The 24,505-nt window shown below is 68.8% G+C and carries 22 protein-coding genes and 1 pseudogene; 8 read left to right on the forward strand and 15 right to left on the reverse strand.

What is annotated here, in order from left to right; all coding sequences use genetic code 11:
* The 4 genes and pseudogenes from RTY13_RS17410 to RTY13_RS17425 all read right to left on the reverse strand — a co-directional run.
* Positions 1-1,444, reverse strand: a pseudogene (locus RTY13_RS17410) (hypothetical protein); the annotation flags it as partial.
* A 97-nt stretch (positions 1,445-1,541) separates the two neighbouring features.
* Positions 1,542-2,315 carry a hypothetical protein gene (locus RTY13_RS17415; RefSeq protein ID WP_312785397.1) on the reverse strand — a complete coding sequence of 258 codons (774 nt, stop codon included), beginning with the start codon at positions 2,313-2,315 and terminating at the stop codon, positions 1,542-1,544.
* A 56-nt stretch (positions 2,316-2,371) separates the two neighbouring features.
* Entirely contained in the window at positions 2,372-2,995 is a 624-nt protein-coding gene (locus tag RTY13_RS17420; protein WP_312785398.1) for an IPTL-CTERM sorting domain-containing protein, read from the reverse strand.
* 70 nt (positions 2,996-3,065) lie between these two features.
* Entirely contained in the window at positions 3,066-4,745 is a 1,680-nt protein-coding gene (locus tag RTY13_RS17425) for a HAMP domain-containing sensor histidine kinase (protein WP_312785399.1), read from the reverse strand.
* 171 nt (positions 4,746-4,916) lie between these two features.
* Here RTY13_RS17425 and RTY13_RS17430 point away from each other — a divergent pair, with 171 nt between their 5' ends.
* Positions 4,917-5,345, forward strand: coding sequence for a SufE family protein (locus tag RTY13_RS17430; protein ID WP_312785416.1), 429 nt, complete (start codon positions 4,917-4,919; stop codon positions 5,343-5,345).
* A 630-nt stretch (positions 5,346-5,975) separates the two neighbouring features.
* Here RTY13_RS17430 and RTY13_RS17435 read toward each other — a convergent pair.
* The 3 genes from RTY13_RS17435 to RTY13_RS17445 all read right to left on the reverse strand — a co-directional run bounded on the left by RTY13_RS17435 (position 5,976) and on the right by RTY13_RS17445 (position 8,431).
* Positions 5,976-7,022, reverse strand: coding sequence for an IPTL-CTERM sorting domain-containing protein (locus RTY13_RS17435; protein WP_312785400.1), 1,047 nt, complete (start codon positions 7,020-7,022; stop codon positions 5,976-5,978).
* 291 nt (positions 7,023-7,313) lie between these two features.
* Complete coding sequence (locus tag RTY13_RS17440; protein ID WP_312785401.1) at positions 7,314-8,048, reverse strand: DUF6456 domain-containing protein; 735 nt, start codon at positions 8,046-8,048, stop codon at positions 7,314-7,316.
* Positions 8,045-8,431 carry a chromosomal replication initiator DnaA gene (locus RTY13_RS17445; protein ID WP_312785402.1) on the reverse strand — a complete coding sequence of 129 codons (387 nt, stop codon included), beginning with the start codon at positions 8,429-8,431 and terminating at the stop codon, positions 8,045-8,047. Before RTY13_RS17445 ends, RTY13_RS17440 begins: the two co-directional genes overlap by 4 nt.
* Positions 8,432-8,800: 369 nt before the next feature.
* Here RTY13_RS17445 and ctrA point away from each other — a divergent pair, with 369 nt between their 5' ends.
* Positions 8,801-9,502: a response regulator transcription factor CtrA gene (ctrA, locus tag RTY13_RS17450; protein ID WP_207825828.1), complete on the forward strand. Its 702-nt coding sequence runs from the start codon at positions 8,801-8,803 to the stop codon at positions 9,500-9,502.
* A 118-nt stretch (positions 9,503-9,620) separates the two neighbouring features.
* Here ctrA and RTY13_RS17455 read toward each other — a convergent pair whose 3' ends face one another.
* The 4 genes from RTY13_RS17455 to fliI form a co-directional block, all read right to left on the reverse strand.
* Positions 9,621-10,298 carry a methyltransferase domain-containing protein gene (locus tag RTY13_RS17455; RefSeq protein WP_312785403.1) on the reverse strand — a complete coding sequence of 226 codons (678 nt, stop codon included), beginning with the start codon at positions 10,296-10,298 and terminating at the stop codon, positions 9,621-9,623.
* Between the two features lie 218 nt (positions 10,299-10,516).
* Positions 10,517-11,569 (reverse strand): endo-1,4-beta-xylanase, encoded by a 1,053-nt coding sequence (locus RTY13_RS17460; RefSeq protein WP_312785404.1) that lies wholly within the window; start codon positions 11,567-11,569, stop codon positions 10,517-10,519.
* Between the two features lie 6 nt (positions 11,570-11,575).
* Positions 11,576-11,989, reverse strand: coding sequence for a flagellar export protein FliJ (locus RTY13_RS17465; RefSeq protein WP_312785405.1), 414 nt, complete (start codon positions 11,987-11,989; stop codon positions 11,576-11,578).
* 56 nt (positions 11,990-12,045) lie between these two features.
* The gene (fliI, locus tag RTY13_RS17470) at positions 12,046-13,389 is read right to left on the reverse strand and encodes a flagellar protein export ATPase FliI (protein WP_312785406.1); all 1,344 of its coding nucleotides are present in this window, start codon (positions 13,387-13,389) and stop codon (positions 12,046-12,048) included.
* Between the two features lie 221 nt (positions 13,390-13,610).
* Here fliI and RTY13_RS17475 point away from each other — a divergent pair, with 221 nt between their 5' ends.
* The gene (locus tag RTY13_RS17475; RefSeq protein ID WP_312785407.1) at positions 13,611-15,014 is read left to right on the forward strand and encodes a methyl-accepting chemotaxis protein; all 1,404 of its coding nucleotides are present in this window, start codon (positions 13,611-13,613) and stop codon (positions 15,012-15,014) included.
* 131 nt (positions 15,015-15,145) lie between these two features.
* On the opposite strand, the gene RTY13_RS17480 is transcribed toward RTY13_RS17475, so the two are convergent.
* Positions 15,146-16,057, reverse strand: a complete 912-nt coding sequence (locus tag RTY13_RS17480) for a DMT family transporter (protein WP_312785408.1) — start codon at positions 16,055-16,057, stop codon at positions 15,146-15,148.
* 86 nt (positions 16,058-16,143) lie between these two features.
* Between RTY13_RS17480 and RTY13_RS17485 the strand changes: the two genes are divergently transcribed.
* The 4 genes from RTY13_RS17485 (at position 16,144) to RTY13_RS17500 (ending at position 19,615) form a co-directional block, all read left to right on the forward strand.
* Positions 16,144-16,623, forward strand: coding sequence for an Lrp/AsnC family transcriptional regulator (locus tag RTY13_RS17485; RefSeq protein ID WP_312785409.1), 480 nt, complete (start codon positions 16,144-16,146; stop codon positions 16,621-16,623).
* Positions 16,624-16,734: 111 nt separating this feature from the next.
* On the forward strand, positions 16,735-17,715 hold the full coding sequence (cysK, locus tag RTY13_RS17490) for a cysteine synthase A (protein ID WP_312785410.1): 981 nt from the start codon (positions 16,735-16,737) through the stop codon (positions 17,713-17,715).
* 92 nt (positions 17,716-17,807) lie between these two features.
* Positions 17,808-19,022: a DUF2336 domain-containing protein gene (locus tag RTY13_RS17495; RefSeq protein ID WP_312785411.1), complete on the forward strand. Its 1,215-nt coding sequence runs from the start codon at positions 17,808-17,810 to the stop codon at positions 19,020-19,022.
* A 164-nt stretch (positions 19,023-19,186) separates the two neighbouring features.
* Positions 19,187-19,615, forward strand: a complete 429-nt coding sequence (locus RTY13_RS17500) for a MucR family transcriptional regulator (protein WP_207825841.1) — start codon at positions 19,187-19,189, stop codon at positions 19,613-19,615.
* A gap of 284 nt (positions 19,616-19,899) precedes the next feature.
* Here RTY13_RS17500 and RTY13_RS17505 read toward each other — a convergent pair whose 3' ends face one another.
* From RTY13_RS17505 to RTY13_RS17515, 3 genes are all read right to left on the reverse strand, one after another.
* Positions 19,900-21,018 carry a DUF2336 domain-containing protein gene (locus RTY13_RS17505; protein WP_312785412.1) on the reverse strand — a complete coding sequence of 373 codons (1,119 nt, stop codon included), beginning with the start codon at positions 21,016-21,018 and terminating at the stop codon, positions 19,900-19,902.
* Positions 21,015-22,169 (reverse strand): hypothetical protein, encoded by a 1,155-nt coding sequence (locus RTY13_RS17510; protein ID WP_312785413.1) that lies wholly within the window; start codon positions 22,167-22,169, stop codon positions 21,015-21,017. The genes RTY13_RS17505 and RTY13_RS17510 overlap by 4 nt, the downstream gene beginning before the upstream one ends.
* 110 nt (positions 22,170-22,279) lie before the next feature.
* The gene (locus RTY13_RS17515; RefSeq protein ID WP_312785414.1) at positions 22,280-23,308 is read right to left on the reverse strand and encodes an ABC transporter substrate-binding protein; all 1,029 of its coding nucleotides are present in this window, start codon (positions 23,306-23,308) and stop codon (positions 22,280-22,282) included.
* Between the two features lie 720 nt (positions 23,309-24,028).
* Between RTY13_RS17515 and RTY13_RS17520 the strand changes: the two genes are divergently transcribed.
* Complete coding sequence (locus RTY13_RS17520; RefSeq protein ID WP_312785415.1) at positions 24,029-24,340, forward strand: DUF5694 domain-containing protein; 312 nt, start codon at positions 24,029-24,031, stop codon at positions 24,338-24,340.
* Positions 24,341-24,505 lie beyond the last annotated feature (165 nt).

Raw genomic sequence — 24,505 nt, forward strand, 5'->3', positions numbered from 1 at the left:
CGTAGACGGCCGCGTCCAGGCCCGCGCCGCCATGCAGCACGTCCGAGCCCCCGCCTCCGTTCAGCACGTCGTTCCCGCCAAGGCCGCTGATAGTGTCGTTGGAACCGCCGCCTTGCAGCCGGTCGCCGCCTGTCGTGCCCGTCAGCGTCTGGCGGGCCGTGTCGGCCACGACCCCGTTGACCACGTCATAGAGGCCGTCAGCGAACTGCAGTTGTTCGATGTTGGACAGGACATCCCGGCCCTCGCCGTTGACCACGACCCCGCCGCGATCATAGCTGATCGTGTAGGCGCTGCGGTTCTGGGCGAAAACGGCTGTATCCGTGCCCGTGCCGCCGTCCAGAAGATCGTCGCCGGCGCCGCCGGTCAGGCTGTCGTCGCCGCCGCCGCCCTCCAGGCGGTCATGGCCGTCGCCGCCCAGGAGGGCATTGGCGATGTGAGACCCCACGATGACATCGTCGCCGCTGGAGCCTTGAACATTCTCAATGCTGATCAGGGTGTCGAGGCCGGAGCCGGTGTCCTGAGCCGTGGTCAGGCGAAGATCGACCGCGCCGGCATTGGTCATGATGAAGCGGTCGATCCCGGCGCCGCCGTCAACCAGATCATTGCCCAGCCCCCCCGTCAGGCTGTCGTCGCCGTCGCCGCCCAGCAGGGTGTCGTCGCCGCCGGCGCCCACCAGAACGTCATCGCCGCCCCGGCCGTCGAAATAGGCCCGCCCCGCAACGCCGAACTGGTTGACGGCGGTGATTATATTGGCGCTGTCGTCCGCGCGGACGGTGGTGTCATAGCCGTTGGAAACGAAGGCCCTGACGTTCTCGAAATTGACGACGGTGAAGTAGGCTTGGCCTGCCGCTATGGTTCCTGCCGCCAGGTCGAGGACCTGTGAGATGTTGAGCGTGAGCGTGTCTGTGCCAGCGCCGCCATCGACGTGGCCAAAAACGGGTTCGCTATTATACACGCCCGATACAAGGACAGTATCGTCGCCATCTTCGGTAAAGACGGAAACGCCTGCATACATGAGAACGTCGTCAATACCGCCGCCCATGTAAAAATCTATGTGGTGGCTGGAGACGGCGCTCATCGTCAGCGTCTCTCGGCCTGATCCCAGGCGAACGACTTCAATGTCGGTCATGACATAGGACTGGTTGCCGGCGGTGTATCGCCAGACCTGATCGTTATAGGTCGAAAAATTGATCCGGGAATAAGAGATCGCCGTCGCGTCGATCGTGTCGATTCCCGAGCCGCCGTCGATGCTGCCGATCGGCGGAGTGGGAGAGGTGAAGCCCACGCCCGTCAGGACGAACCGGTCGTCGCCGTTGCCGCCGATCAGGGTGTCGGCGCCAAAGCCCACATTGATGATGTCATCCCCGTCCATGCCGTCGATGACATCGACGCCATCGGTGCCGGTCAGGGTGTCATTGCCGGGGGTTCCGTTGATCGTGGGCATGAAAACTTACAACCATTCAAAGAGATATCACCTTAACGTATCGATGATCTCTGATGTTTGGCAAGGCGTTGCCGTGCGACACGGCGGCGCGGCGGATTTAGGAACGGGCGGCCGGCATGCGGGCGATCAGGGTCAGGGCGATCTGCTCCTGGGCCTTGGCGTTCATGTAGATCAGGGTCTGTTCCGCCGCCTTGCGGTCGGCGCGGACCGACTGGGTCAGGCCCAGGCTCTCGGCGAAGGCGCGCGGCGCGCGGCGGTCCGCGCAGGTCGGGCCGTCGATGCCGAACACCTTGGCGGCGTTGGCCAGGGTGCAGTTGCGCGCCTCGAGCGGCGCCGCGTCCCAGGCCGCGTCCAATCGCGCGCGATCCAGGCCCATTTCCGACAGGACAGAGGCCGAAGCCCCCGTCTGGATGACATGGGCGGCGACGGCGGCCCGCACCCACAGGATCGGCAGGTCGTCGCGTCCGGCGCAGGCCGGCGCCGCCGCCATCACCTTCAGGTCGCGGTGGTTGAGGGCGTTCATCCCCGAGTTCATGCCTCGGCCATAGGCGGTCAGGATTTGCGCCTGATCGGCGGCGGGCAGGCGCGACCAGACGCATTCGCTCAGGCTCGCCTCGGCCCTGGCCTCGCGCGCGCCCAGCAGAAGGGCGCAGACCATCATCACCGCGCCCAGCACCCGCCACAGGGCCAGGCCGCCACCGCGCGCCGGATAGGTCTCCAGCGACCGCTTCTCCTCGAAAAACTGTTCCGGGGCGCCGGCCGCCAGCGCCGCCAGCCGACGCCGACGACGGCCCTCCGATAGTCCGGCGAACCATTGCGGCCGCAGGATCAGGGCCAGGCCTAGAACGAAATGGACAATCGAGAAGATCATGGGCCAACCTTATGGCGACGGTCCGCAATCGCGCAACCGCGATACTTCAGTCGGCGCTAGGCCGTGCGGCGCCGCTGGATCGTCAAGGCCGCCGCCCCCGCCAAGGCCACGCCCAGCAGGATCATCGCCCATTCCGACAGGATGGGGACGGCCGCGGGCGCGACGGCGCAGCTATCGCTTTCGATGCTGTTCAGCGTGTCGCCGACGCAGTCGGCCGGGACGGTGTCTCCGCGCCGGTCGGCGCCGCCGTTTCCGTTCAGAGCATCGGCGCCGGGCCCGCCGACCAGAACATCGTCTCCGGCCCCGCCGATGAGGATGTCGGCGCCCGAGCCGCCCCGGATGACGACGCCCGGTCCCGTCCCAAAGCCGTCGAACACAATCGTTAGTCCAGGCGCGACGGCCGTGAAGCCGGCCGCCGTCACGTCCACTGTCACGGGGCCCGCGAAGTCCGAAAAGTCCAGGACATCGACGCCGCCGCCGGAAATCAGCTGGATGTTGCCTGTCGTGGCGTTCTTGATGACGAAGGTGTCGGAAAACGCTGTCCCCACGACGGTGGTGCCGGAAGAGTTTCCTGAACACTCATAGGTGTTGCCGCTCATAAAGAAGCACGCCGCCGTCGCCGAGGGCGCAAAGGCGACGACGGCCAGCGCGACCATCGTCGCCCAAAGATACCTGATCATATTCGCCCCCACGCTGAATTGATCCGTTCGGATAACGGCGGCTGGGCCAGGCTGCAACCGCTCCTTGCAATCAGGCGCTGCGGTTCAGGCGGATGACCTCGGCCTCGCCCTCGATGGGGGCGCGCGCGACCACGACCGGCAGGCGGACGGTGACGGCCGTGCCTTCGCCCAGGGTGCTGTCGATGCTCATGGAGCCGTGGTGCAGTTCGGCCAGGGACCGCACCAGCGACAGGCCCAGGCCCGTCCCCTGGGCGCGCTGAGCCGCGCCGCCGGCCTGTTCGAAGGGACGGCCCAGGCGGGCCAGGTCCTCGGGCGCGACGCCGACGCCGGTGTCGGCGACGGTCAGTTCCAGATCGGCGCCCAGAGCTTCGGCGCGGACGGTGACGGACCCGCCGGTCGGCGTGAACTTCACGGCGTTGGACAGCAGGTTCAACGTGATCTGCTTCAGCGCGCGGCGGTCGGCGGCGACGGTCAGGGGCTCGGGCGGCAGGACGGCGGCCAGATCCACGCCCTTGTCGTCGGCCTGAACGCGGACCAGGGCGAGGGCCGCCGAGACCACCTCGCGCATGTCGAAGCGTTCGAGGCTGAGGTCGTAGCGGGCGGCTTCGATGCGGCTGACGTCCAGCACGTCGTTGATCAGGTCCAGCAGGTGGCCGCCCGCCTCGTGGATCGATTGGGCGTAGTCGGCGTAGCGGTCGGGCACCGGACCGAACAGGCGCTGGCGCATGATGTCGGAGAAGCCGAGCACGGCGTTCAACGGGGTGCGCAGTTCGTGGCTCATATTGGCCAGGAAGCGCGACTTGCCGGCGTTCTGGGCCTCGGCCTCGGCGCGGGCGGCTTCCAGGCCTTCTTCGCGGGCGTGCTGCAAGGTGGCGTCCAGAGCCAGGGCGATCAGGCGCGGCGGGTCATCCACGCCCAGGCGGCGCAGGACCAACAGGATGCGCCGATCCAGGGCCAGGCGCGGGGCGAAGCGCACCTGGGCCTCGACGCCCGTGCGGGCCTTGGCCAGGGCGGCCTGGACGGCGGGCCGGTCCGGCGCGTGGACGGCGGCGATCAGGCCGTCCTCGAACAGGGGGTCGACCGGCAGGGCGGCGGGCGCCGCGCCATAGGCGGCCAGGGCGGCGCCGGAGGCGTCCAGGACCAGGGTCAGGCCGGGCTGGCCGGCCAGGACGGTCTCGACCTGGGCCGCCTCGGCGCCGGCGGCGGCCAGGCGACGCGTCTGGCGGGCGGCGCTGAGGCGCAAGGCGAGGGCCGCCGCCCCGGCGGTCAGAAGACCAGAGGTCGCCGCCATGCCGGGCGAGGCCTCGGGCGCGCCGTTGAGCGCGGCGGCGGTCAGTCCCGCCAGCGCCGCCAGGGCTGCCCCCAGGGCGCCGAAGGGCGCCAGCCGCCTGGACCCCAGGGCGATGGCGGCGGCCAGGGGCATGAAGACAAAGCCGCCCAGCGGCCCGGTCAGGCCGCCGGTCAGGCCCGAAGCCGCTATCGCCGCGAGCGACCAGGCCGTCAGCAGGGCGGCGCGCACCCCGGCGCCGTCGCGGCCCAGCAGGATCAGGCCCAGCAGGCCCGGCGCGGCCATGGTCAGGGCGGCAGGCACGTCCAGCGCCTGCGACCCCTGGCCCAGCCAGGCGTCGCCCAGGGCCGTCAGCCCGACCGCCGTCGCCCAGCCGGCGTGCCAGGCGGCCAGCGCCGGGCCGCCTGCCGCGTCCTCGGGCAGGGTTTCAGTCGACAGGGCTGAGGCGGGCTTGGGGTTCAATCCGGGGCTTTGCCTTGGTGATTCAAGCGGAGCAGTCTAGGCCCTGACGGCGTTGCGCCCTAGGCCGCTCGCCTTTTGGGCGACTGGGAAAGGGGCGTCCTGAAGGTTGATCCGGGGATGAATGCGGCGGTTGTCGTCAGCGCCGCCGGGGCCTATGTCGCCCGCATGAGCATGACCGACGCTGTTCCGACCCAAACCCTGGACGAAACCCTGGCCGAACTGGTCGAGGAGTTCGACCTGCTGGGCGACTGGGAGGGGCGGATCGAATACGTCATCGACCTGGGCAAGGGCTTGGCGCCTTTGCCGGAAGACGCGCGGGTCGAGGCCAACAAGGTCCCGGGTTGCGCCGCCCAGGTCTGGCTGTCGAGCCGGCGCGGCGACGGGCGGCTGTTCTTTGACGCCGACAGCGACAGCGCCCTGTCCAAGGGCAATATCGCCCTGCTGCTGAAGCTCTATTCCGGCCGCACGCCCGCCGAGATCCTGGCCTTTGACGCCCGCGCGGCCCTGGACCGCCTGGGCCTGCCCTCGGCCCTGACGCGCCAGCGCGCCAACGGCCTGAACAGCATGGTCGGACGGATCAGGGAGGCTGCCGCCGCCTGACGGAGGGGCTGTCCAAGGCGCCCGCGCCGCCGGCAATTGCCGTGGGGTCTGGCTACTGGATCGACAGGAAGGCCCCGACGAGGGCGGCGACGGCCAGCATCAGGAGCAGGGCCTCGAACCCTGAGAGGGTCCAGGCGGAACGGCGTCGACGGGATCTCGCATCCATTGGGGTCTCTCGTTCTCGATGATGATCCTGAGGGCCAGCTTTGACGCGCCACGAAGCGGAAGCGGCTGGCCGTAAAGGCCTCGCCACAGGATGTCCAAAGCGCGATCAGCTTCCCCCAGGGGTTCCATGCGAATCACGGAGCCATAGCGTCGGAGCGCGAGTCCTTAACAATTGCTAGCATGTGTGGATAACGATGGTTTTTGCGGATGAAATCGAACGATGCTCCCGGTGTCAGGCGATTTGCCGCCGATAAAGCATCCACAGGGGGGCGTCTCGGAGAGGCTGAACGCCTGGGCCCGCGCTTTGCGCTGACGCGCCATCAGCCCTATGAGGCGCATCCCTGAGGCGTCGAGAGAGCGTCTGAACTGAGGTCGGCCTTCGACCCGTCGCAGACCTTGGGCGCGTCGGCTGCTTTGGCGGCTGTCAGAGGGCTGGTCTCCCAGCCCCCTAACGGCTCCGTTTCTTCAGGTTGCGCTGCGGCGCTGCTGGATGACGGCCATGGCCCCGCCTGCGAGCATGAGGGCGAGCAGGATCATGGCCCATTCCGAAAGGGTCGGGACCGTCGCCGGCGCGGGGGGCGGCGCTGGCGCAAAAGCGACGCTGTGGGGCATTGATCCCACGGCGATTGAGGCGCCGACGACTGCGCGTGTCGCGGTGTCGATCACTGAGACGGAGTTGGAGTCTCTGTTCGCGACATAGACGTAAGCGCCGCCGGGCGAGACCGCGACGCTGACGGGGTTCCCTCCCACGGTGATTGGGGCGCCGACGACGGCGCGTGTCGCGGTGTCGATCACCGAGACGGAGTCGGAGCCGCTGTTCGCGACATAGACGTAAGCGCCGTCGGGCGAGACCGCGGCGCTGACGGGGAATGACCCCACGGCGATTGGGGCGCCGACGACAGCGCGTGTCGCGGTTTCGATCACCGAGACGGAGTCGGAGCCGTTGTTCGCGACATAGGCGTAGGCGCCGTCGGGCGAGACCGCGACGCTGTGGGGGAACAATTCCACGGCGATTGGGGCGCCGACGACGGCGCGTGTCGCGGTGTCGATCACCGAGATGGAGTCCGAGACAGTGTTCACGACATAGGCGTAGGCGCCGTCGGGCGAGACCGTGACGGAGCGGGGTTCTGATCCCACGGCGATTGGGGCGCCGACGACGGCGCGTGTCGCGGTGTCGATCACCGAGACGGAGGCGGAGGCGTTGTTCACGACATAGGCGTAGGCGCCGTCGGGCGAGACCGCGACGCTGGCGGGACCCATTCCCACGGCGATGGGTGCGCCGACGACGGCGCGTGTCGCGGTGTCGATCACCGAGACGGAGTTGGAGCTGATGTTCGCGACATAGGCGTAGGCGCCGTCGGGCGAGACCGCGACGCTGTAGGGGCTCACTCCCACGGCGATGGGTGCGCCGACGACGGCGCGTGTCGCGGTGTCGATCACCGAGACGGAGTTGGAGCCGTAGTTTGCGACATAGGCGTGCTGTGCGGCGGCGGCGCCGGCTATGGCTCCCATTCCGATGGCGAGGCCAAGCGTCAGAGAAAGACGGATGCGGCGATGTAGCCGACCTACCCGTGTGATGAGAGCCATTTTACAAGACCAGTCTGGTTTTGGGTGGTGCAGACCGCTGGGCCGTTAGGAGCGCATAACGGCAGGAGACGGATCGTAAGGCTAAGCTTACTATCGGACTTTGTCGCCGATGCAACGCCGTTCAGACAGGCGGTTGGATGGTCAGCCCCATCGATGACTGCTTCCCACCCATGGCGGACGTTCAAGGCGTCTGTTTCTCGGAACGAGGCGGCGTCCTCACCCGATGCCGTAGTGCTCCGCTAGCGCCTGCAGCCCTTGTTTCAGCACCGTCTTGCCCTGGCGACGGCGCAGGGACAGGTCCTGTTCCGCCAGTTGCAGCGAGGTGCCGTGGATGCAGACGCGCTCGACCAGGGCGCGCAGGCGCGGGCCGCAGGCGGCCAGCGCCGCCTCGACGCGGGCCGAGGCCGACAGGGCGCGGTCGCCGGGTTCGACGCGGGCGGAACTGCCGCCGCCCGAGCGGGGCAGAGCGTCCCAGCGCATGGTCAGCGACGGGCCGGACAGGGCGATCTCGCCGTCCGCCCGCAGGCGTTCCCCGGCGGCGACCTCGGCGGGGGTCAGCCAGGGGCGGCCCGAGGCGTCCTTGCGCCGGGCCAGCCAGGCGACGGGGCTTTCGCCCAGATTGGCGCGGCGGGTGGTCAGGCGACCGTCGGCCTCCATGACCGGGCGCTCGCCCTCGATCAGGCCGGGACGGCCCGGCTGCGGGCTCGGCGACAGCGAGGTGTTGCGGGCGGGCGTCGGGCGCGGCAGCCAGCCGCCGCCGTCGCGCCGCCTCAGGCCCGGCCGTTCGACCAGGGCGCGAAACGCGGCCTCGTCCAGGGTCAGCACCACCCGCCCGCGCCGGTCGCCGCCGAGGCGAAGGGGATAGGCCCCGCCCGACTGATCCAGCCAGGCACCGGGGCGGTCCAGCAGGGACCGGGCGCGTTCCAGCATACGCTTCTGGGGCAGGCTCATCGGGCGACCCCCAGGGCGAGGGCCAAGTCGACGGCGGGCAGTTCCGAGACGGCCCGCAGACCCGACTCCAGCCCGTCCATCACCGCGTCGTAGCGGTCGTCGTCGCGCGCGTCCTCGGCCCAGCGGCAGGCGGTCGAGGCGGTGGCCCGGTTCAGGCCGAAGGCGTGGCCGACCCGTTCCAGCGGCCAGCCATAGGAGACATGGGCCAGATACATGGCCGACCAGCGGGCGCGACAGGCGCGCGGGCGGGTCCGTTCGCGCCGCAGCATCTCGCTGGCCGGAACCCCGAAGGCGTAGGCCGCCAGATGCAGGGCCGCGTCCGCGCGGATGCGGTCGCCCTCCGTCACCGGCACGCGATAGGGCTCGGCCCGATAGGATTCCATGTCGTCAGTTGCTCCCGAACTTTTTTGTCGTCCCCATCGTGAGGTGCGCCGAGGGGTGGGTTAGGAATCTTGTCCTAATCGACGTCAGAATCGGTCGCTTCGCCTTGTCCCGCGCGGGATCGGCTGTGGAGCAATGGATGCGCGACGGGGGATGATGCGCGCGTCAAGGGGGCAAGGCGCGCGGCATGGTTAATAAATTAACGAATCCTTGACTCGGGACTCTGGACGCCGATTCGCAAATCACCTTAGGCGTTCCATATCGGGACCCGTTAACCCTTCTTAAGGTTTTGACCCGTTAACGTTGGAACAAGGTTACCCGGCTGTCGCTCCCTTGGCGGCCGAACCAAAGCTTTGCCTGGAGGGGCATGAATGCGCGTCCTGCTGATTGAAGACGATCACGCCACGGCCCAGAGCATCGAACTGATGCTCAAGTCGGAAGGCTTCAACGTCTATACGACCGACCTGGGTGAAGAAGGCATCGATCTGGGCAAGATCTATGACTACGACCTCATCCTGCTGGACCTGAACCTGCCCGACATGAGCGGCCTTGAGGTTCTGCGTCAGCTGCGCGTCGGCAAGATCAATACGCCGGTCATGATCCTCTCGGGCAGCCACGAGATTGAAACCAAGGTCAAGACCTTCGGCGGCGGCGCCGACGACTACCTGACCAAGCCCTTCCACAAGGACGAGCTGATCGCGCGCACCCACGCCGTAGTCCGTCGCTCCAAGGGTCACGCCCAAGCCATCATCCACACCGGCGAGATCGCCGTGAACCTGGACGCCAAGACGGTCGAGGTCGATGGTCACCGCGTGCACCTGACCGGCAAGGAATACCAGATGCTGGAGCTGCTCTCGCTCCGCAAGGGCACGACCCTGACCAAGGAAATGTTCCTGAACCACCTCTATGGCGGCATGGACGAGCCCGAGCTGAAGATCATCGACGTCTTCATCTGCAAGCTGCGCAAGAAGCTGGCGACGGCCGCCGGCGGCAAGCACTACATCGAAACCGTCTGGGGCCGGGGCTACGTCCTGCGCGACCCGTCGGAAGGCGCGATCAACGTCGCCGCCTGATTGACGGCCTGAGCCTCCACTCAGGTTGGATGTTTGAAACGCCCGCCGGGAAACCGGCGGGCGTTTTGCTTTCTTGGTGCGCTAACGGCCGTCGGCCTGCTTGAGCGCGTGAAGGAGGCTAGCCCCGGACCGCGATCAGCGACTTGGTCAGGCCCAGCACCACCTCGTCGTGGTGTTCGGCGTCGGGCAGCAGGAAGCGGAACTGGGTCTTGTCCAGGAGGCGGGCGTGCTGGACGTCGCGCATGGCGGCGCCGACGTCGGCAGCTTTCTGCGAGAAGCCGTGGCCCTTGCGCATCAGGGCGCGCGCCCGGCTCTGTTCACTGCGCCAGTGGAAGAAGGGCGCCGAGAAGTGGGGCTCGATCGGGAACCAGAAATAGGGGGTCTGGACGTAGTAGCGCGGAGCCAGCCGGCGCGCCTCGGCGGCGAAGGCCTCCATCCGCACCCAGTCGCCGACGTGCTCCACGACCGAGTTGGAGTGGACCAGGTCGAAGCTGTTGTCGGCATACTGGGGCAGGGAGCAGGCGTCGCCGTCGACATTGTCGAACAGGGTCTCGTCCACCGCCTCGAAGCCGCCGGGATTGACCAGGGTGATATGGACCTTGTTGGCGTCGAGGAAGTCGCGCGGGAACAGGTTCCAGTATTCCGGCTCGCCGCCCAGATCGATGATCCGCACCGCGCCCTTCTCGGCGTGGATGGCCTCGATCAGGGCGGTGACTCGCCTGGCGCGGGCGCGACGAAAACGCGACACCAGCGAGTTCGGATCAGAGTTGTCCTGAAGGGCGTGGATCAGTTTCATGACGCTGTTAGATCACGGCGAGGCTTGCGTTCCGGTAAATCAGCCGCGGACGCGTCTTTCCTCCCCATTCCATGGGGAGGGGGACCGCGAAGCGGTGGAGGGGGCGGCGCGACGACTGACGTTCTAAGCACCATGGACGACGGCGTCGCCGCCCCCTCCGTCTCGTCCGCTGCGCGTCCGATCCACCTCCCCATGGAATGGGGAGGAAAGAGTCAGCGTCAGGTTTTGAACGCCGCCTCGACCGCCGCCGCCAGCGGCTTGGGTCGGCCCAGGGCGTCGAACAGCAGGGGCTGGTCGCGCCCGTCGTCCTCGGGCGGGCGTCGCAGCCAGCTGTCGGTGTCGCGCAGGCCCCAGGCGGTGAAGGCGAAGCGCTGGGCCGGGGGCAGGGTCATGAAGGCCTCGGCCAGTTCGACCACGCGGGCCTTCTGCTGGGCCAGCTTCTCATCGCGCGACCGGGTGTCGAGGCGGCGGTCGGCGCGCAGGGAGGCGTCCAGCTCGGACACATGGATCGGCAGGCCGAAGGCGGCCAGCTCGCGCATGAATCCGGTGATCTGACCGGCGGGGATCTCGATGTCGAGGTGCGATTGGGTGCCGAGGCCGCCGATCGGCGCGCCGGCCTTCAGCAGGCGCTCGACGGTGCGCAGGAAGGTGGCGCCCTTCCTCGGATTGTTCTCGAGATTGTAGTCGTTGATGAACAGGACGGCGTCGGGCGCGGCCAGCTTCGCCTGCTCGAAGGCGCGGATCATGTAGCCGTCCTGACCCAGGCGCTGGCTCCACAGACAGTCGCGCAGGCCGTCGCCGTTCTCGGCCACCGGCTCGTTGACCACGTCCCAGCCGACGGCCTGTCCGCGATAGCGTCCGGCGACGGTGGCGATCCAGCGGTCGTAGTCGGCCTCGAACCGGGTCTGATCCAGGTCGTGAAAATGCGGGTGATCCTGGGCGTACCAGATCAGGGTGGTGCCATAGAGCCGTAGGCCGTGGTCGCGCGCGAAGGCGGCGATGCGGTCGGCGGCGCTGAAGTCATAGCCGCCGACCGCCGTCATGATCCGCTCCATCTTCATCTCCCACTCGGGGGTCAGCTGATTGAAGTGGGTGCGGACCAGATCGACCCATTGCGGGTCGTCGAACTGACCCGTCATGGCGCTGAGGCCGACGGGGAAGGGGGCGGTCGCCTTCAACGAGGCGATGGTCGGCGGCGGCGCCGGGGGTTCGGCCGAGCCGCAGGCGGCCAGGGCGAGCGGCGTCGCCAGGACGGCGCGGCGATTGATCATCGGGCGTCAGCCCTCGGCACGGCGCCTCAGACCCATTTCGTCGAAGGCGGCGGTTTCGCGCTTGGCGGCGGCCAGCAGCTTGTTCAGCCGGGTCGTCTCGGCGACGTGCTCGAACTTCTTCAGCTCCTCGAAGGCGCTGGTCAGGGCGTCGCGGGCGCCTTCCTCCTCGGCGGAGACGGCGGCGACCATGCCTTCGGCGTCGGCGCGCTTCAGCGCCCAGCCCTTGAGATAGGCTTGCAGCATCATGCCCGACGACGGGTCCAGACGCGCGTTCTGACGCTCGATCTCGACCTCGGCGTCGAGGACGGCGACGCGCATCTCGGCCTCGGCCTTGCGGGCCGCGACCTCGGCCAGACGCTTCTGCAGCGTCTCGACCTCGTAGTTGGAGATGCGGATCAGGGATTGGGCCCAGGCGGTCATGGCGTCACGATGCGGTTGCGGGGGTTAATACTTTGGAACGATGGTCGGCGAAGGCCCTAGGGGGCGGCCATCCCCTGATTGAGGATGGCCTCCAGCCGCACGAAGCTCTCGTCCAGACTGGTGTGGTCGTCCTTGTCCTGGCCCAGGAAGTCCTCGAGCGCCGGGTTCAGGGCGATGGCACGGTCGACGATGGGGTCGGCCCCGCTGCGATAGGCGCCGATCTTGATCAGTTCTTCCATGTTGGCATAGGCCGACAGGCACTGGCGGGCGCGGCGATTCAGTTCACGCTCGGGCGGGGTCTGGCAACCGGGCAGGGTCCGGCTAACCGACTTCAGCACGTCGATGGCGGGGAAGCGGCCGCGTTCGGCGATCTTGCGGTCCATGACGATGTGGCCGTCCAGGATACCGCGCACGGCGTCGGCGATCGGCTCGTCATGGTCGCCGCCGTCCACCAGGACGGTGAACAGGGCGGTGATCGGCCCGGCCTCGGTGCCGTCCGGCCGGATCGGGCCGGGGCCGGCGCGCTCCAGCAGCTTGGGCAGTTCGGTGAAGACGGTGGGGGTGTAACCCTTGGTCGTCGGCGGCTCGCCCGCGGCCAGACCGATCTCGCGCTGGGCCATGGCGAAGCGGGTCACGCTGTCCATCAGGCACAGGACTTCCAGCCCCTGATCGCGGAAGTATTCGGAGACGGCCAGCGTCATATAGGCCGACTGGCGCCGTTTCAGCGCCGGCTCGTCCGAGGTGGCGACCACGACCACGGCGCGGCGCAGGCCCTCTTCGCCCAGGGTCTCCTCGATGAACTCGCGGACCTCACGGCCCCGCTCGCCGATCAGACCGACGACCACGACGTCGCAGGTGGCCTGCTTGGCCAGCATGGACAGCAGCACCGACTTGCCCACGCCCGACCCGGCGAAGATGCCCAGGCGCTGGCCCCGGCAGGTGGTGGTGAAGACGTCCATCGAGCGCACGCCCAGGTCCAGCCGCTCGCCCACCCGGCCGCGCGAATGGGCCGGCGGCGGCGAGGTGCGCAGGGGATAGGGCGCCGGGCCTTGCGGCAGGGGGCCGAGCCCGTCGATGGGCTGGCCGAAGGCGTCGATGATCCGGCCGAGCCAGGCCGTCGTCGGGCGCACGCTGGCGGCGGTGTCGATGATGCGGATGTCGGCGCCGGGGGCCACGCCCTCGACCGGGCCGAAGGGCATCAGCAGGGCCTTGGCGTCGCGAAAGCCGACGACCTCGGCGGGCAGGGGGGCCTGGCCGCGCCGTTCGATCTCGGCGCGGGCGCCGACGGCCAGACGCGACAGGCCGCCGCGCGATTCAATCAGCAGGCCGCTGACGCCCGCCACCTTGCCGGTGACGACCAGAGGGTCGATCGCTTCGACGGCGGCGACGAGATTACGCAAGCGGGGCCCCTCAGGCTGCGTCGGATCGAGAAGGCGGAGCCTTCGGAACGCAGCCCACAAAAATGCATCCGTTAACGAATGGGCCATCGTGGTTAACGAGCGGTGAAGTCGGGCTACGGGAATGCCCTTATGCTGCACCGCAGAAAAACTAAGGTTTCAAATTTTACATTTCGGGTCAGTGACGCGTCATCAATCAAGTCTTTCGCTGGGGAGCAGACTGGATGTTCGGCAAGAGTCGTCAGAATCGCGTGGAGGAGCAGAAGCTCCATGACCTCGACAGCAAGATGGCTGCGATCGGCCGATCCCAGGCCCTGATCGAGTTCGATCTGGACGGGCGTATCCTGGACGCCAATGACAATCTTCTGAAGACGATGGGCTATAGCCTCGATGAAATCCGGGGGCAGCATCACCGCACCTTCATGGACCCGGAGGAGGCGGCAGGCCCGGCCTACGCCGCCTTCTGGCGCGACCTGAACGACGGGCGCTTCGTGGCGACCAAGTTCCGGCGTCTGGCCAAGGGCGGGCGCGAGGTCTGGCTGCAGGCCAGCTACAATCCGGTGATGGGGCCGGACGGGCGTCCGGCCAAGGTCATCAAGCTGGCGGTGGACATTACCCAGGCCGAGCAGGAGGCCGCCCGCCGCGAGGCTGAGCGTTTGAGCGCCGAAGCGGCGCAGAACGCCCTGGTCGAGGCCCTGGCCGAGAGCCTGGCGCGTCTATCCGATGGGGATCTGACGGCCCGCATCGAGCGCGACATGAGCGGCGCCCACGGCCGGGTGAAGGACGACTTCAACAACGCCGTCGAATGCCTGGGGCAGACCCTGGCCCAGGTGCTGCAATCGGTGGCGGGGCTGCGCGGAGGCTCGGATGAGATTTCCAGCGCCTCGGACGACCTGTCGCGGCGCACCGAACAGCAGGCTGCGTCTCTGGAGGAGACCGCCGCCGCCCTGGACGAAATCACCGCCACGGTGAAGCGCAGCGCCGAGGGCGCCCGTCAGGCCGCCGCCGTGGCCGGCGAGGCGCGGGGCCAGGCGGATCGCTCGGGCGAGGTGGTGCGCGAGGCGGTCGCCGCCATGGAGGGCATCCGCAAGAGTTCGGACCAGATCAGCGACATCATCGACGAGATCGCCTTCCAGACCAATCTTCTGGCCCTGAACGCGGGGGTCGAGGCGGCGCGGGCGGGGGACAGCGGGCGCGGCTTCGCCGTGGTCGCCTCGGAAGTGCGGGCTCTGGCTCAGCGTTCGGCCGAAGCGGCCAAGGAGATCAAGACCCTGATCTCGGCCTCCGCCGCCGAGGTGGCGCAGGGCGTGAAACTGGTCGGCGAGGCCGGGGCCTCGCTGGGCGCCATCGCCGGCAAGGTGGGCGAGATGGACGCCCTGGTCGCCGAGATCGCCGCCTCGTCCCAGGAGCAGTCCTCGGGCCTCAGCCAGGTCAATGCGGCGGTGAACCAGATGGATCAGGTCACCCAGCAGAATGCGGCCATGGTCGAGCAGAGCACGGCGGCGGCGCTCAGCCTCAAGACCGAGGCGGAGGGGCTGGCGCGACTGGTCGGGCGTTTTCGCACCGGCGCGGCCGCCGCCTATGAGGCGCTGGACAGCCGCCCGCCGCTGAGGGCTGTGGGCTTCTGATCCGTCAGAAGATGCGGCGGATCACCAGCCGCATCACGACGGCCAGGATCAGGCCGAACAGGCCCCCGGCGGCGATGTTCAGAACCGGCGCGCGCAAGCAGGCGATCAGGGTCTTCATGGGCGTCTGATCGTCAGGCCGGGGCGGCCGGGTCCTGCAGCGGCTGGTCCTCGCCCGCCGGCGAGGTCAGGACCGCGCCGATCGAGGCGGTGATGATGGCCCCGATGGCCAGCCATTGCAGGCCGCTGAGGTGCTCGCCCAGGAACAGCAGGCCGGCCAGGGCGCCGACCGCGGGATCGCCGCTCAGCATGACGCCGAAGGTGCGCTTGGGGATGCCCTTCAGGGCGATCATGTCCAGGGTGTAGGGCAGGGCGCTGGACACCAGGGCGACGATGAGGCCCAGGACCAGGATGGACGGGTCCAGCAGCTTCAGCCCCGCCGTGGCGACGCCGAAGGGCACGACGGTCAGGGCCGCCATCGACATGCCGACCGCAACGGTCGGGCCGCTGGGCAGGTGGCTGACCCGCTTGCCGAAGACGATATAGAGCGCCCAGAAGACCGCCGCCGCCGCCGCGAAGGCGCAGCCGACCGGGTCCAGGGCCTGGACGTCGCCGTTGAACGGCAGCAGCAGGGCCAGGCCCAGAACCGCGAAGCCGATCCAGACGAAGTGGATCAGCTTGCGCGAGTTCAGCAGGGCGATGGTCAGGGGGCCGGTGAACTCGATGGCCAGGGCCACGCCCAGGGGGATGGTGGCCAGGGACAGGTAGAAGCACAGGTTCATCAGGCCCATGACCAGGCCATAGACGGCCAACCCCTTGAGGTCGGCGCGGGTCAGGCGCGTGCGCCACGGCCGCCATACCGCCAGCAGGATCAGGGCCGACAGGCCGACGCGCAGCGAGGCCGTGCCTGCCGCGCCGACCATGGGATACAGGGACTTGGCGAAGGAGGTTCCCATGGACAGGGAGACGATCCCGCCGATCAGGGCGAGGTAGGGCAGGACGGCCGCGAAACGCGGCGCCCGCATGGCGAGAGCGAGGGAGGACATGCGGCGCAACCTAGTGAAAACCGGCCTGTGTTTCTCGCTGACTTCTGCTGATAGGATGCAATAAAACCGCGTTAGAAAGATGACCTATGCAAGAAACCGTCACGCTCGACGATTTCGACCGACGGCTGCTGGACCTGGTCCGGCGCGACAACCTTCAGCCCGCGCGAGTGCTGGCCGATCAGGTGGGGCTGTCGGAATCGGCGGTGTCGCGCCGCCTGCGCCGTCTGCGCGACGAGGGGGTCATCGTCGCCGACGTGGCGGTGATCGACGAGGCGCGGCTGGAGCGCGCCCTGACCATGCATGTCCTGGTCGAGATGGAGCGCGAGGGGACGGCGGTCCTGGACGCCCTGCTGGCCAAGCTGACGGCCCGGCCCGAGGTCCAGGCCGCATGGTATGTGACCGGCGAAACCGACTTCATCCTCTATGTCCGCGTGCCGACGATGGAGGCCTATGAGGTCTTCACCCGCCAGGTGCTGAACGACGACGCGCGGGTGCGGGCCTTCAAGACCCTGATCTCGATCCGCGAGGTCCTGCCCTTCGATCCGGCGCGGCGGGGGCTGGTCTAGGGGTCTTGATAGCCAAGCTTAACCCGCCCGTAGAATTCCTGTGCGGCGCTGTCTTGCCTCAGGCGTATAAGGGCTGTCACTTAATCAGAACGATCCGCCACGGAGACTCCTATGTCCGACACCGCCTATGACGCCAGCCGCCACAAGAAGGCCGGGCGCGGCCGGGTCTATGACAGCATCGCCGACACCATCGGCGACACGCCCCTGGTGCGGCTGCCCAACCTGACGGCGGAGCATCAGCCCAAGGCGACCGTGCTGGCCAAGCTGGAGTTCTTCAACCCGATCAACTCGGTCAAGGACCGCATCGGCGTGGCCATGATCGAGGCGCTGGAGCAGGCCGGTAAGATCAAGCCGGGCGCGACCTTGATCGAGCCGACCTCGGGCAATACCGGCATCGCCCTGGCCTTCGTCGCTGCCTCCAAGGGTTACAAGCTGGTTCTGGTCATGCCTGAGAGCATGTCGATCGAACGTCGCAAGATGCTGGCGCTTCTGGGCGCCGAGCTGGTGCTGACGCCGGCCGAACAGGGCATGAAGGGCGCCATCGCCATGGCCCAGGACCTGCTGGCCCGCACCCCCGGCGCCGTCACCCCCTCGCAGTTCGAGAACCCCGCCAACCCGGCCATCCACGAGGTCACGACCGCCGAGGAGATCTGGGCCGATACGGCGGGCGCGGTGGACATCGTCGTCTCGGGCGTCGGCACCGGCGGCACCATCACCGGGGTCGGCCATGCGTTGAAGCTCAAGAAGCCCTCGCTGAAGATGATCGCCGTCGAGCCGACCGCCTCGCCGGTCCTGTCGGGCGGCGCGCCCGGTCCGCACAAGATCCAGGGCATAGGCGCCGGCTTCATTCCGCCAGTCATCGACACCGGCGTCATCGACGGCGTCGAGCAGGTGTCGAACGAGGACGCCTTCGACATGGCCCGCAAGGTCGCCAAGACAGACGGCGTGCCGGTCGGCATCAGTTCGGGCGCGGCCCTGGTCGCGGGCTTCCGCCAGGCGGCCCTGGACGAGAATGCGGGCAAGACCATCGTCGTCGTCCTGCCCGACTTCGCCGAACGCTACCTGTCCACGGCCCTGTTCGAGGGGCTGTAACTAGAGCCTCTCCCTCCCCCTGCGGGGGGGAGATTCTCGAGCCGTTTCGCCCTCACGCGCGGTTAACCGGCTCGCGCTAGGGTAGCGTGATCATGTCTGTTCAGGCCGCCATTTCTGACGAAGACGCCCCGGCGGGGCCGTCGAAGACGCGCCAGGCGCTGCTGCGGCGGCTGGCCGACGTCGTCTGCCTGCCGGCCAGTCGGATCAACGCCTTCGAGCGCGCGGTGACGGGCGATCTGCTGGTCGAACTGCTGCGCCTGGCCTCGGTCGAGGAGAGGCGTCGGGTGGCGCTGCGATTGGCGCCCCTGGCGGAACTGCCCGACAGCCTGGCGCGCCTGTTGCTGCGCGACGAGCCGTCGGTGGCGGGGCCGCTGATCGAACAGTGCGCTTCGCTGACCGATGTCGATCTGATCGGCTGCGCCCGCGACGCCGGGATCGAACACCGCCTGCTGATCGCCGAGCGGCGCGGCCTGTCGGAAGTGGTGACCGAGACCCTGCTGAGCTTTGGCGAAGACGCCGTCATCGCCGCTGTGTTGAAGAACGCCTCGGCCCGCCTGGCCCAGAGCGCCGTCGAGGGCGTGGTGGCGCTGAGCCGCGAGAGCCGGGGGCTGTGCGCGCCCCTGCTGAAGCGGCCCGAGCTGAGGCCATCGGGCGCCTATGTCATGTTCTGGTGGTGCGCGGCCGAGGAGCGCCGCACCGTGCTGCAGCGCTTCGCCGTGTCGCGCGAAGTGCTTCAAGACAGCGTCGAGGACCTGTTCGCCGCTGCGGCCGCCGAGGGCTGGTCCGATCCGGTGACGCGCAAGGCCCTGCAGTTCATCGAGCGCCGCCAGCGCAACCGCGCGGCGATCGACAAGAGCCCCTACAACGGCCTGGAAGACGCCGTCGCGGCCGCAGGCCAGGGGATGACCCGCGAACTGGTCGGCGAGATCGGCTATCTGTCGGGGATCAAGCCGCTGACCGCGGCCAAGATCATGGGCGATGCGGGCGGGGAGCCTCTGGCCATCCTGTGCAAGGCCACGGGCCTGTCGCGGCTGGACCTACACGCCCTGTGGCGGGCCATGCGCCGTCCTGAGACGACGGAAGACGGCGAGATCCATCCCGACTGGGAGCGGGTGCAGATCACCTATGAAATGCTGGCTGTCGATCGCGCCCAGACGGTGCTGCGCTATTGGAACTGGTCGCTGTCTTCGGCTCTCACGCCGGAACTTCTTCGCGCCATTCGCGAGGGCGACGAAGACTTGATCGACGATTACTCCGCGCCCGAACGCGCCGCCATGCTGGCACTCGCAGATAACTTCGGTCGATGAAACGAAAGAACTGAATTCAGTTCAGATGAGTAGAAGAGTTCGCCTTTCAGGCGATGCTCTATGCTTGCATTGCCAAGTTCGACAAACATACGTATGAAACCAACCTCCGACGGGTCGGGTCTGATCAGTCGAATGCGTTTGGCTCCTGAAACAGGCGATCCCCCATGGAAGAAAAACCCGAACTGCTCGAAATGACCGCGGACATCGTTTCGGCCTATGTCAGCAACAACACCGTTTCGGCCGACGCCGTGCCGGGCCTGATCGCTCAGATCCACGCCGCTCTGTCCGGCGTGTCTTCGGCGCCGGTGGAAGTCGAGCCCGAGCCCAAGGAACCGGCGGTTCCGGTACGCAAGTCGATTACGCCCGACTTCCTGATCTGCCTGGAAGACGGCCGCAAGTTCAAGTCGCTGAAGCGCCACCTGCGCACCAAATACAATATGAGCCCCGAGGAATACCGGGCCAAGTGGGGCCTGCCCAAGGACTACCCGATGGTCGCCCCGAACTACGCCAAGGCCCGTTCGGACCTGGCCAAGCAGATGGGCCTGGGCCAGGGCGGTCGCAAGCCCGCCCGCGCCACCCGCGCCAAGAAGTAAGACCCGACCTTTCAGGTTGGATGCAGCGCCCGTCCTCCGAAAGGAGGGCGGGCGTTTTTGCTTTATCAGGGCGCTACCGCCCTTCGGGCTGCTTGAGCGCGTTTGGATGGGCGCGACATTCTCCCTCCCCTTCATGGGGAGGGTGGCTGAGGCCGTCAGGCCGAAGCCGGGTGGGGGCGCTTCGGCAAGTCAGGCGCCGCGTCCGTATCGCCGCGCCCTCCCCACCCGGTCGCTTCGCGACCACCCTCGCCATGAAGGGGAGGGAGAGGCGTCCGCGCTTCTGCTTAGGCCGCGTGCATGGCCTTGCGCATGCGCCAGAAGCGCAGAGTGCGCTGGGCGGCCTCGACGGTCAGGTCGCTGTACATGCCAGCATAGGCGCGGGCCTTGCCCATGGCGTCGCCGTCGGTGTTCAGCAGCACCACGGCGTAGGTCAGGAACAGGGCGCGATCCAGGTCGGCGGCCTTGCAGACCACGGCTAGGGCGTCCAGCTCGCGCCGCTCGACGATCTGGCGGGCGGTGTGGAAGTCGATCTCGGCCAGCTGCGACAGGGCGATCAGGAAGGAGGTCCGGCTGCCTGAGCGCAGGAAGCGGGCCAGGACCAGGGGCGTCAGCTGGTTGGCGGCGCGCAGTTCTTCGACATAGGCCAGGCTCTCGGCGTAGTCGGGCGGCAGGGCGCCGTCGTCGGTGGCGACGCGGGTGCGGCCGGCGGCCAGGGCGCTTTCCAGCAGGGCGGGGTCCATGCGCGCGTTCTGCTCCAGAATGCGCTGACGCAGGCGGGCCTCGACCTCGAAATACATCTCATTGAGCAGGTCGGGCGGCAGGCTGGCGCGTTCAACGGTCGGGGCGTGCAGGGCGGGATTGGCGCGGGCGCGCTCGACGGCGGCCTCGCAGGCGGCGCGCGACATCTGGGCGCCGTCATTGCCCAGGAGCACGCCCAGGGTCTCGTCGTCGCCACGGTCGATGATGGCGTCGGACACGGCTTCGGACACGACGGCGCGCTGGCTGACGGCGCGCATGTGACCCTGGCCGCGCGAGCGGATGACGTGGATCAGGTCGGCCTCGGTCAGGACCGGCGAGGCGCGCAGGACCGGATGGGCCACCGTTTCGGCCTCGTCCTCGGCCAGGCGGCGGATCAACTGATGCGGGGCGTCGGGGGCGGCGGCGAAGCGCTCGGCCAGTTCGGCGCGGACGGCCAATTCCATGGCGTCGGTCAGGTCGCTGAGCACCGAGCCGTAGAGGGCGGTTTCGGCCTCGCTGCGTTCCGGGTCGCCGAAGAAGTGGTCGGTCAGTTCGCGCAGCAGGGCGCGGCGCTTCTCGCTGGACGGCTCCTGCGCCAGGGCGATCAGGTCAGGCAGGCGCGACGAGGCGTCGAGGATCGGGGAAAGGGCGGCGCCGTCGCTCATGGCAGGACAGGGTCTTCGTTGGCGGGCAGGGCCTGGAGGCGGCCGTTGGCGTTGCGGATCAGGTTGGGGGCGGCCGGCGGCTCGGCCAGGTCGGTCGAGGCGGGCGTCGAGGTCAGCTCCACCGGCAGGGCGTCCAGATAGACCGGCGCGGGCAGGGGGGTGGCGTCGGGCTGACGGCCGGCCTGGCGATGGACGGAATAGTAGCGGGCGCCGCCCTGGTCGTCGGAGGCAGCGACAATGGGCGCGGGCTGTGGCGCGACCGGGGCCTGCGACTGGGGCTGCGACTGGGCTTGGGGGTCGACGGTCGCCGCGGGCGCTGGGCGTTGCAGGCGGAAGATCGGCGCGTCGCGGCGCGGGGCCATGGGATCGGCGACCGGGGCGGGCGTCTCAGCCGGAGCCGTGTCCAGAACGGGCGTCGCCACCGGTGCTGTCGCTGCAGGTGCGGGCGGCTGGGCGGGCATGGCCGGGGGCGTCGCCAGGATCGGAGCCGGAGCCGGGCGCGCCGTCGGGACCGGAAGCGGGCGCCGCGCGGGCGAGGCCATGGCGGGGCGCGCGGACGGCGGCGGCGCGGCCTCCGCGGTCTCGGCGAAATAGCCGCTCGAGGGCGACGCGGCCGCCATGGGCGCGGGCGCCGGGGCCTGGATCGGGGCGTGGATCGGGGCCTGAGCCGGAGCGGACGCGATGACGCGGGCGCGACTCCAGGGGGCGGGGGCAGGCGCGGGGGCGAGATAGGGTTGAGGGGCGGGCTCGACCATCGGCGCCGGCTGCGGCGCATAGGCCGGGGCCTGCGAGCCGATCCAGGCGCTGGCGGGCGTCAGGCCCTGACGCGGCGTGGCGTCGGCGGTCGGCGTAGGCGCGGCCAGGCCGCCGTGGGGAATGATCGGCGGGCGACCGGGTGTGGCCGAGGCCTGTGCGACCGGGGCGACGACAGGGCCGACGGCCGGGGCGGCGGCGGGTGCGGCGGGTGCGGGCCGATAGGCGCGGCCGGGCCAGGACAGGTAGCGCAGCCCGGCGGCGTTGGCGCTTGAGGGCGCAGCATTCTGGGGGGCGGCGGCGCTCTGGGGCGCGGGCGATTGGGCCGCGGCGGGCGTGCTCAGGCCCAGGGCGCAGGCCCCGGCGGTCAGGATGGCGGTGATCGGCGGGCGTCGCACGGACGGCCTCCTGCTGCGGTCGGCGTTCAGTCTGCAGACTAGGCGCCCACGACTTAATCCGCTGCTAACGCGCGCTCATCCTGCTTCTGGGCCGGCTTCGGCCCGGCGTCTTAGCCTCGGCCCGGCAGATACTGGGTGGTGAAGGCCTCGCGCCAGTCGGGCGCAGCGGGGAAGGCGTCGGCGGACTGTTCGGCGAAGGCCTGCCAGCGTTCGGCGGTCATGGTCCCCAGGCCGTAGAGGGCCGCGTCGCCGCCGTCGACCACGGCCTCGGTCTTCAGGCTGTCGCGCACGGCGTTGAGCAGCCGCTGGTTCAGCTCGGGGTTGGCGCGTCGGATCAGGGCGTCGCCCTTTGACCCGTCGCCGTGCACATAGTCACGCCAGCCCTCGACCGAGGCGGCGATGAAGTCACGCAGGGCCTTGGCGTTGTCGCGGGCGAAGGCGTTGGGGGCCAGGACCAGGCCGGAATAGGAGGGGTAGCCGTCGTCGGCCGGGATCAGGACGCGCGGCTCGAACCCGGCCTCGCGCGCGATCAGGCTGGGATCGCCTGCTGTCAACCGGCCGACCAGAACTGACTTCGGGTCCTCGCGGAAGGCCTTGAGGTTGTCTTCCGGCGTGCCGGAACGGACCTGACCGGGCGCCAGTTCGAAGCGGGTCCGCAGCCAGTTCCAGAAGCCGGCCTGGTCGGCGGGGCTCATCAGGATGGGGCGGTCGCCCAGGGCCGACAGGGTTTCCAGCGGCTGGTTGGGCCGGGCCATCAGGACCGCGGGGTCCTTCTGCAGGAAGGCGGCGACGGCCTTGACCGGGGCGCGGTCGGCGATCAGCCGCATGGGGGCGAAGCTGTCGACGCCGATCGCCAGTTCGACTGCGCTGGCGGCCAGCAGGGCGGGGACGTCGGTCCCGGCGGCGCCGGTCAGGATCTCGACGTTCAGGCCGCGCCGCTCATAGGCCCCGGTGGCGATGGCCTGATAGAAGCCGCCATGGGCGGCGGTGACCGGCCCCCCGGCGGCGAGGCGCAGGCGAACCCGGCCGGATTCGTCGACCGGGGCCTCGGCGCGACCACAGGCGGACAGGGAGCTGACGGCGGTCAGGCCGGCGGCGCCCAGCAGCAGATTGCGGCGGGAGAGCAGGTCGAAGGTCATCGAGGGATGGTTTAGGCGGCGGCGGCGGACTTGGAAAGGTCGGCGGCGCCGCAGTGCACACCAGAATTGAGCGAGGGGACGAGACCCCGGCCGAAGCCCTGATCGCGTCCCCTCGCCAAGTCCGGGTTGGACCTGGCCGTTCGGGTCAGGGCCTGGCCTTTTCTCCGAAGCGAAGATCCGCATAGGGACGCAAGCGTCCGAACCGATTTCGCTGCGGCGCTTTCGGGCGAACCCGGCGGCGTCGGCTGGTCTCCTGGCGGCCCCTGGTCGCGTCGGGCGCGTCGTCGGGACGCGTCGTCTTCGATCCCGGCCTGGTTCTCCGTGATCCCTGCGCCGAAGCGCTGAAGGATCGGGAGCCTGTGGCCCTGCCTCGGTGTCTCCGCATCCTCCGAAGAGGCTTTGGGATCCTGGGTCAGAGAGCCGGAACGGTTCGCTTGAAACCCTCTAACCCATTGCTGGATCTTGGATTTCCGCGCCGCCGTGTCCCGTTGGCCTGTTGACGTTCTCGCGGAAACCTCTATTCGGCAAGCGCCCGAATCGGTGCGGCTGTGCGGAATCGTCCCGGCCCCGGTGGGCAAGCCTGTGGATATCTGTGGGCGGACGGAATTCGCATTAGCAGATCAAGGGTTTGCGACTGTCCACAGGAATGATGAGCGCGAATTAACGGGGCGGCGAGATCGAGTTCATCTAACGGCCTCGCTTGCGCCGTTCGACGCCGGGGTGTCGCAGCCCGACGGCCTGCTGACCCTCTATCGCTATTTCAACAGCCCCGAGGCCCAGCGCCGGGCCTATGAGAGCGACTTCGGCGCGGCCCAGAAGGACCCTTCGCCCGAGGGCTTCGGCCGGATGTATCTGGCTGCCTATGAGACGCGGAACCTGCGCATGGTCGCCAATATGCGCGACGTCATGGGGATGAAGCCGGGCGTGAAGATGCTGACCCTCGTGGGCGCCTCGCACAAGGGCTACTACGAGGCCTATCTGAACCAGATGCACGACGTGGTGCTGGTCGACGCGGAGCAGGTGCTGCGCTGACGCCCGGCCGAAGGGGAGGGCGGCCTCGGAGCCTTGGGCCGCCTTTTCAGTCAGTGTTTGGTGTCGCCCGAATGGCCTTGGCGTAGAGACGGGATACGGAAGTCTGCTTCCGACCCATCTCAGACCTTCGGAACGCCCGCTCCTGAGGCTCTCATGCCGGGAGGA

Origin of the sequence: Brevundimonas sp. (assembly GCF_032055285.1) — a bacterium.
Lineage (GTDB): Bacteria > Pseudomonadota > Alphaproteobacteria > Caulobacterales > Caulobacteraceae > Brevundimonas.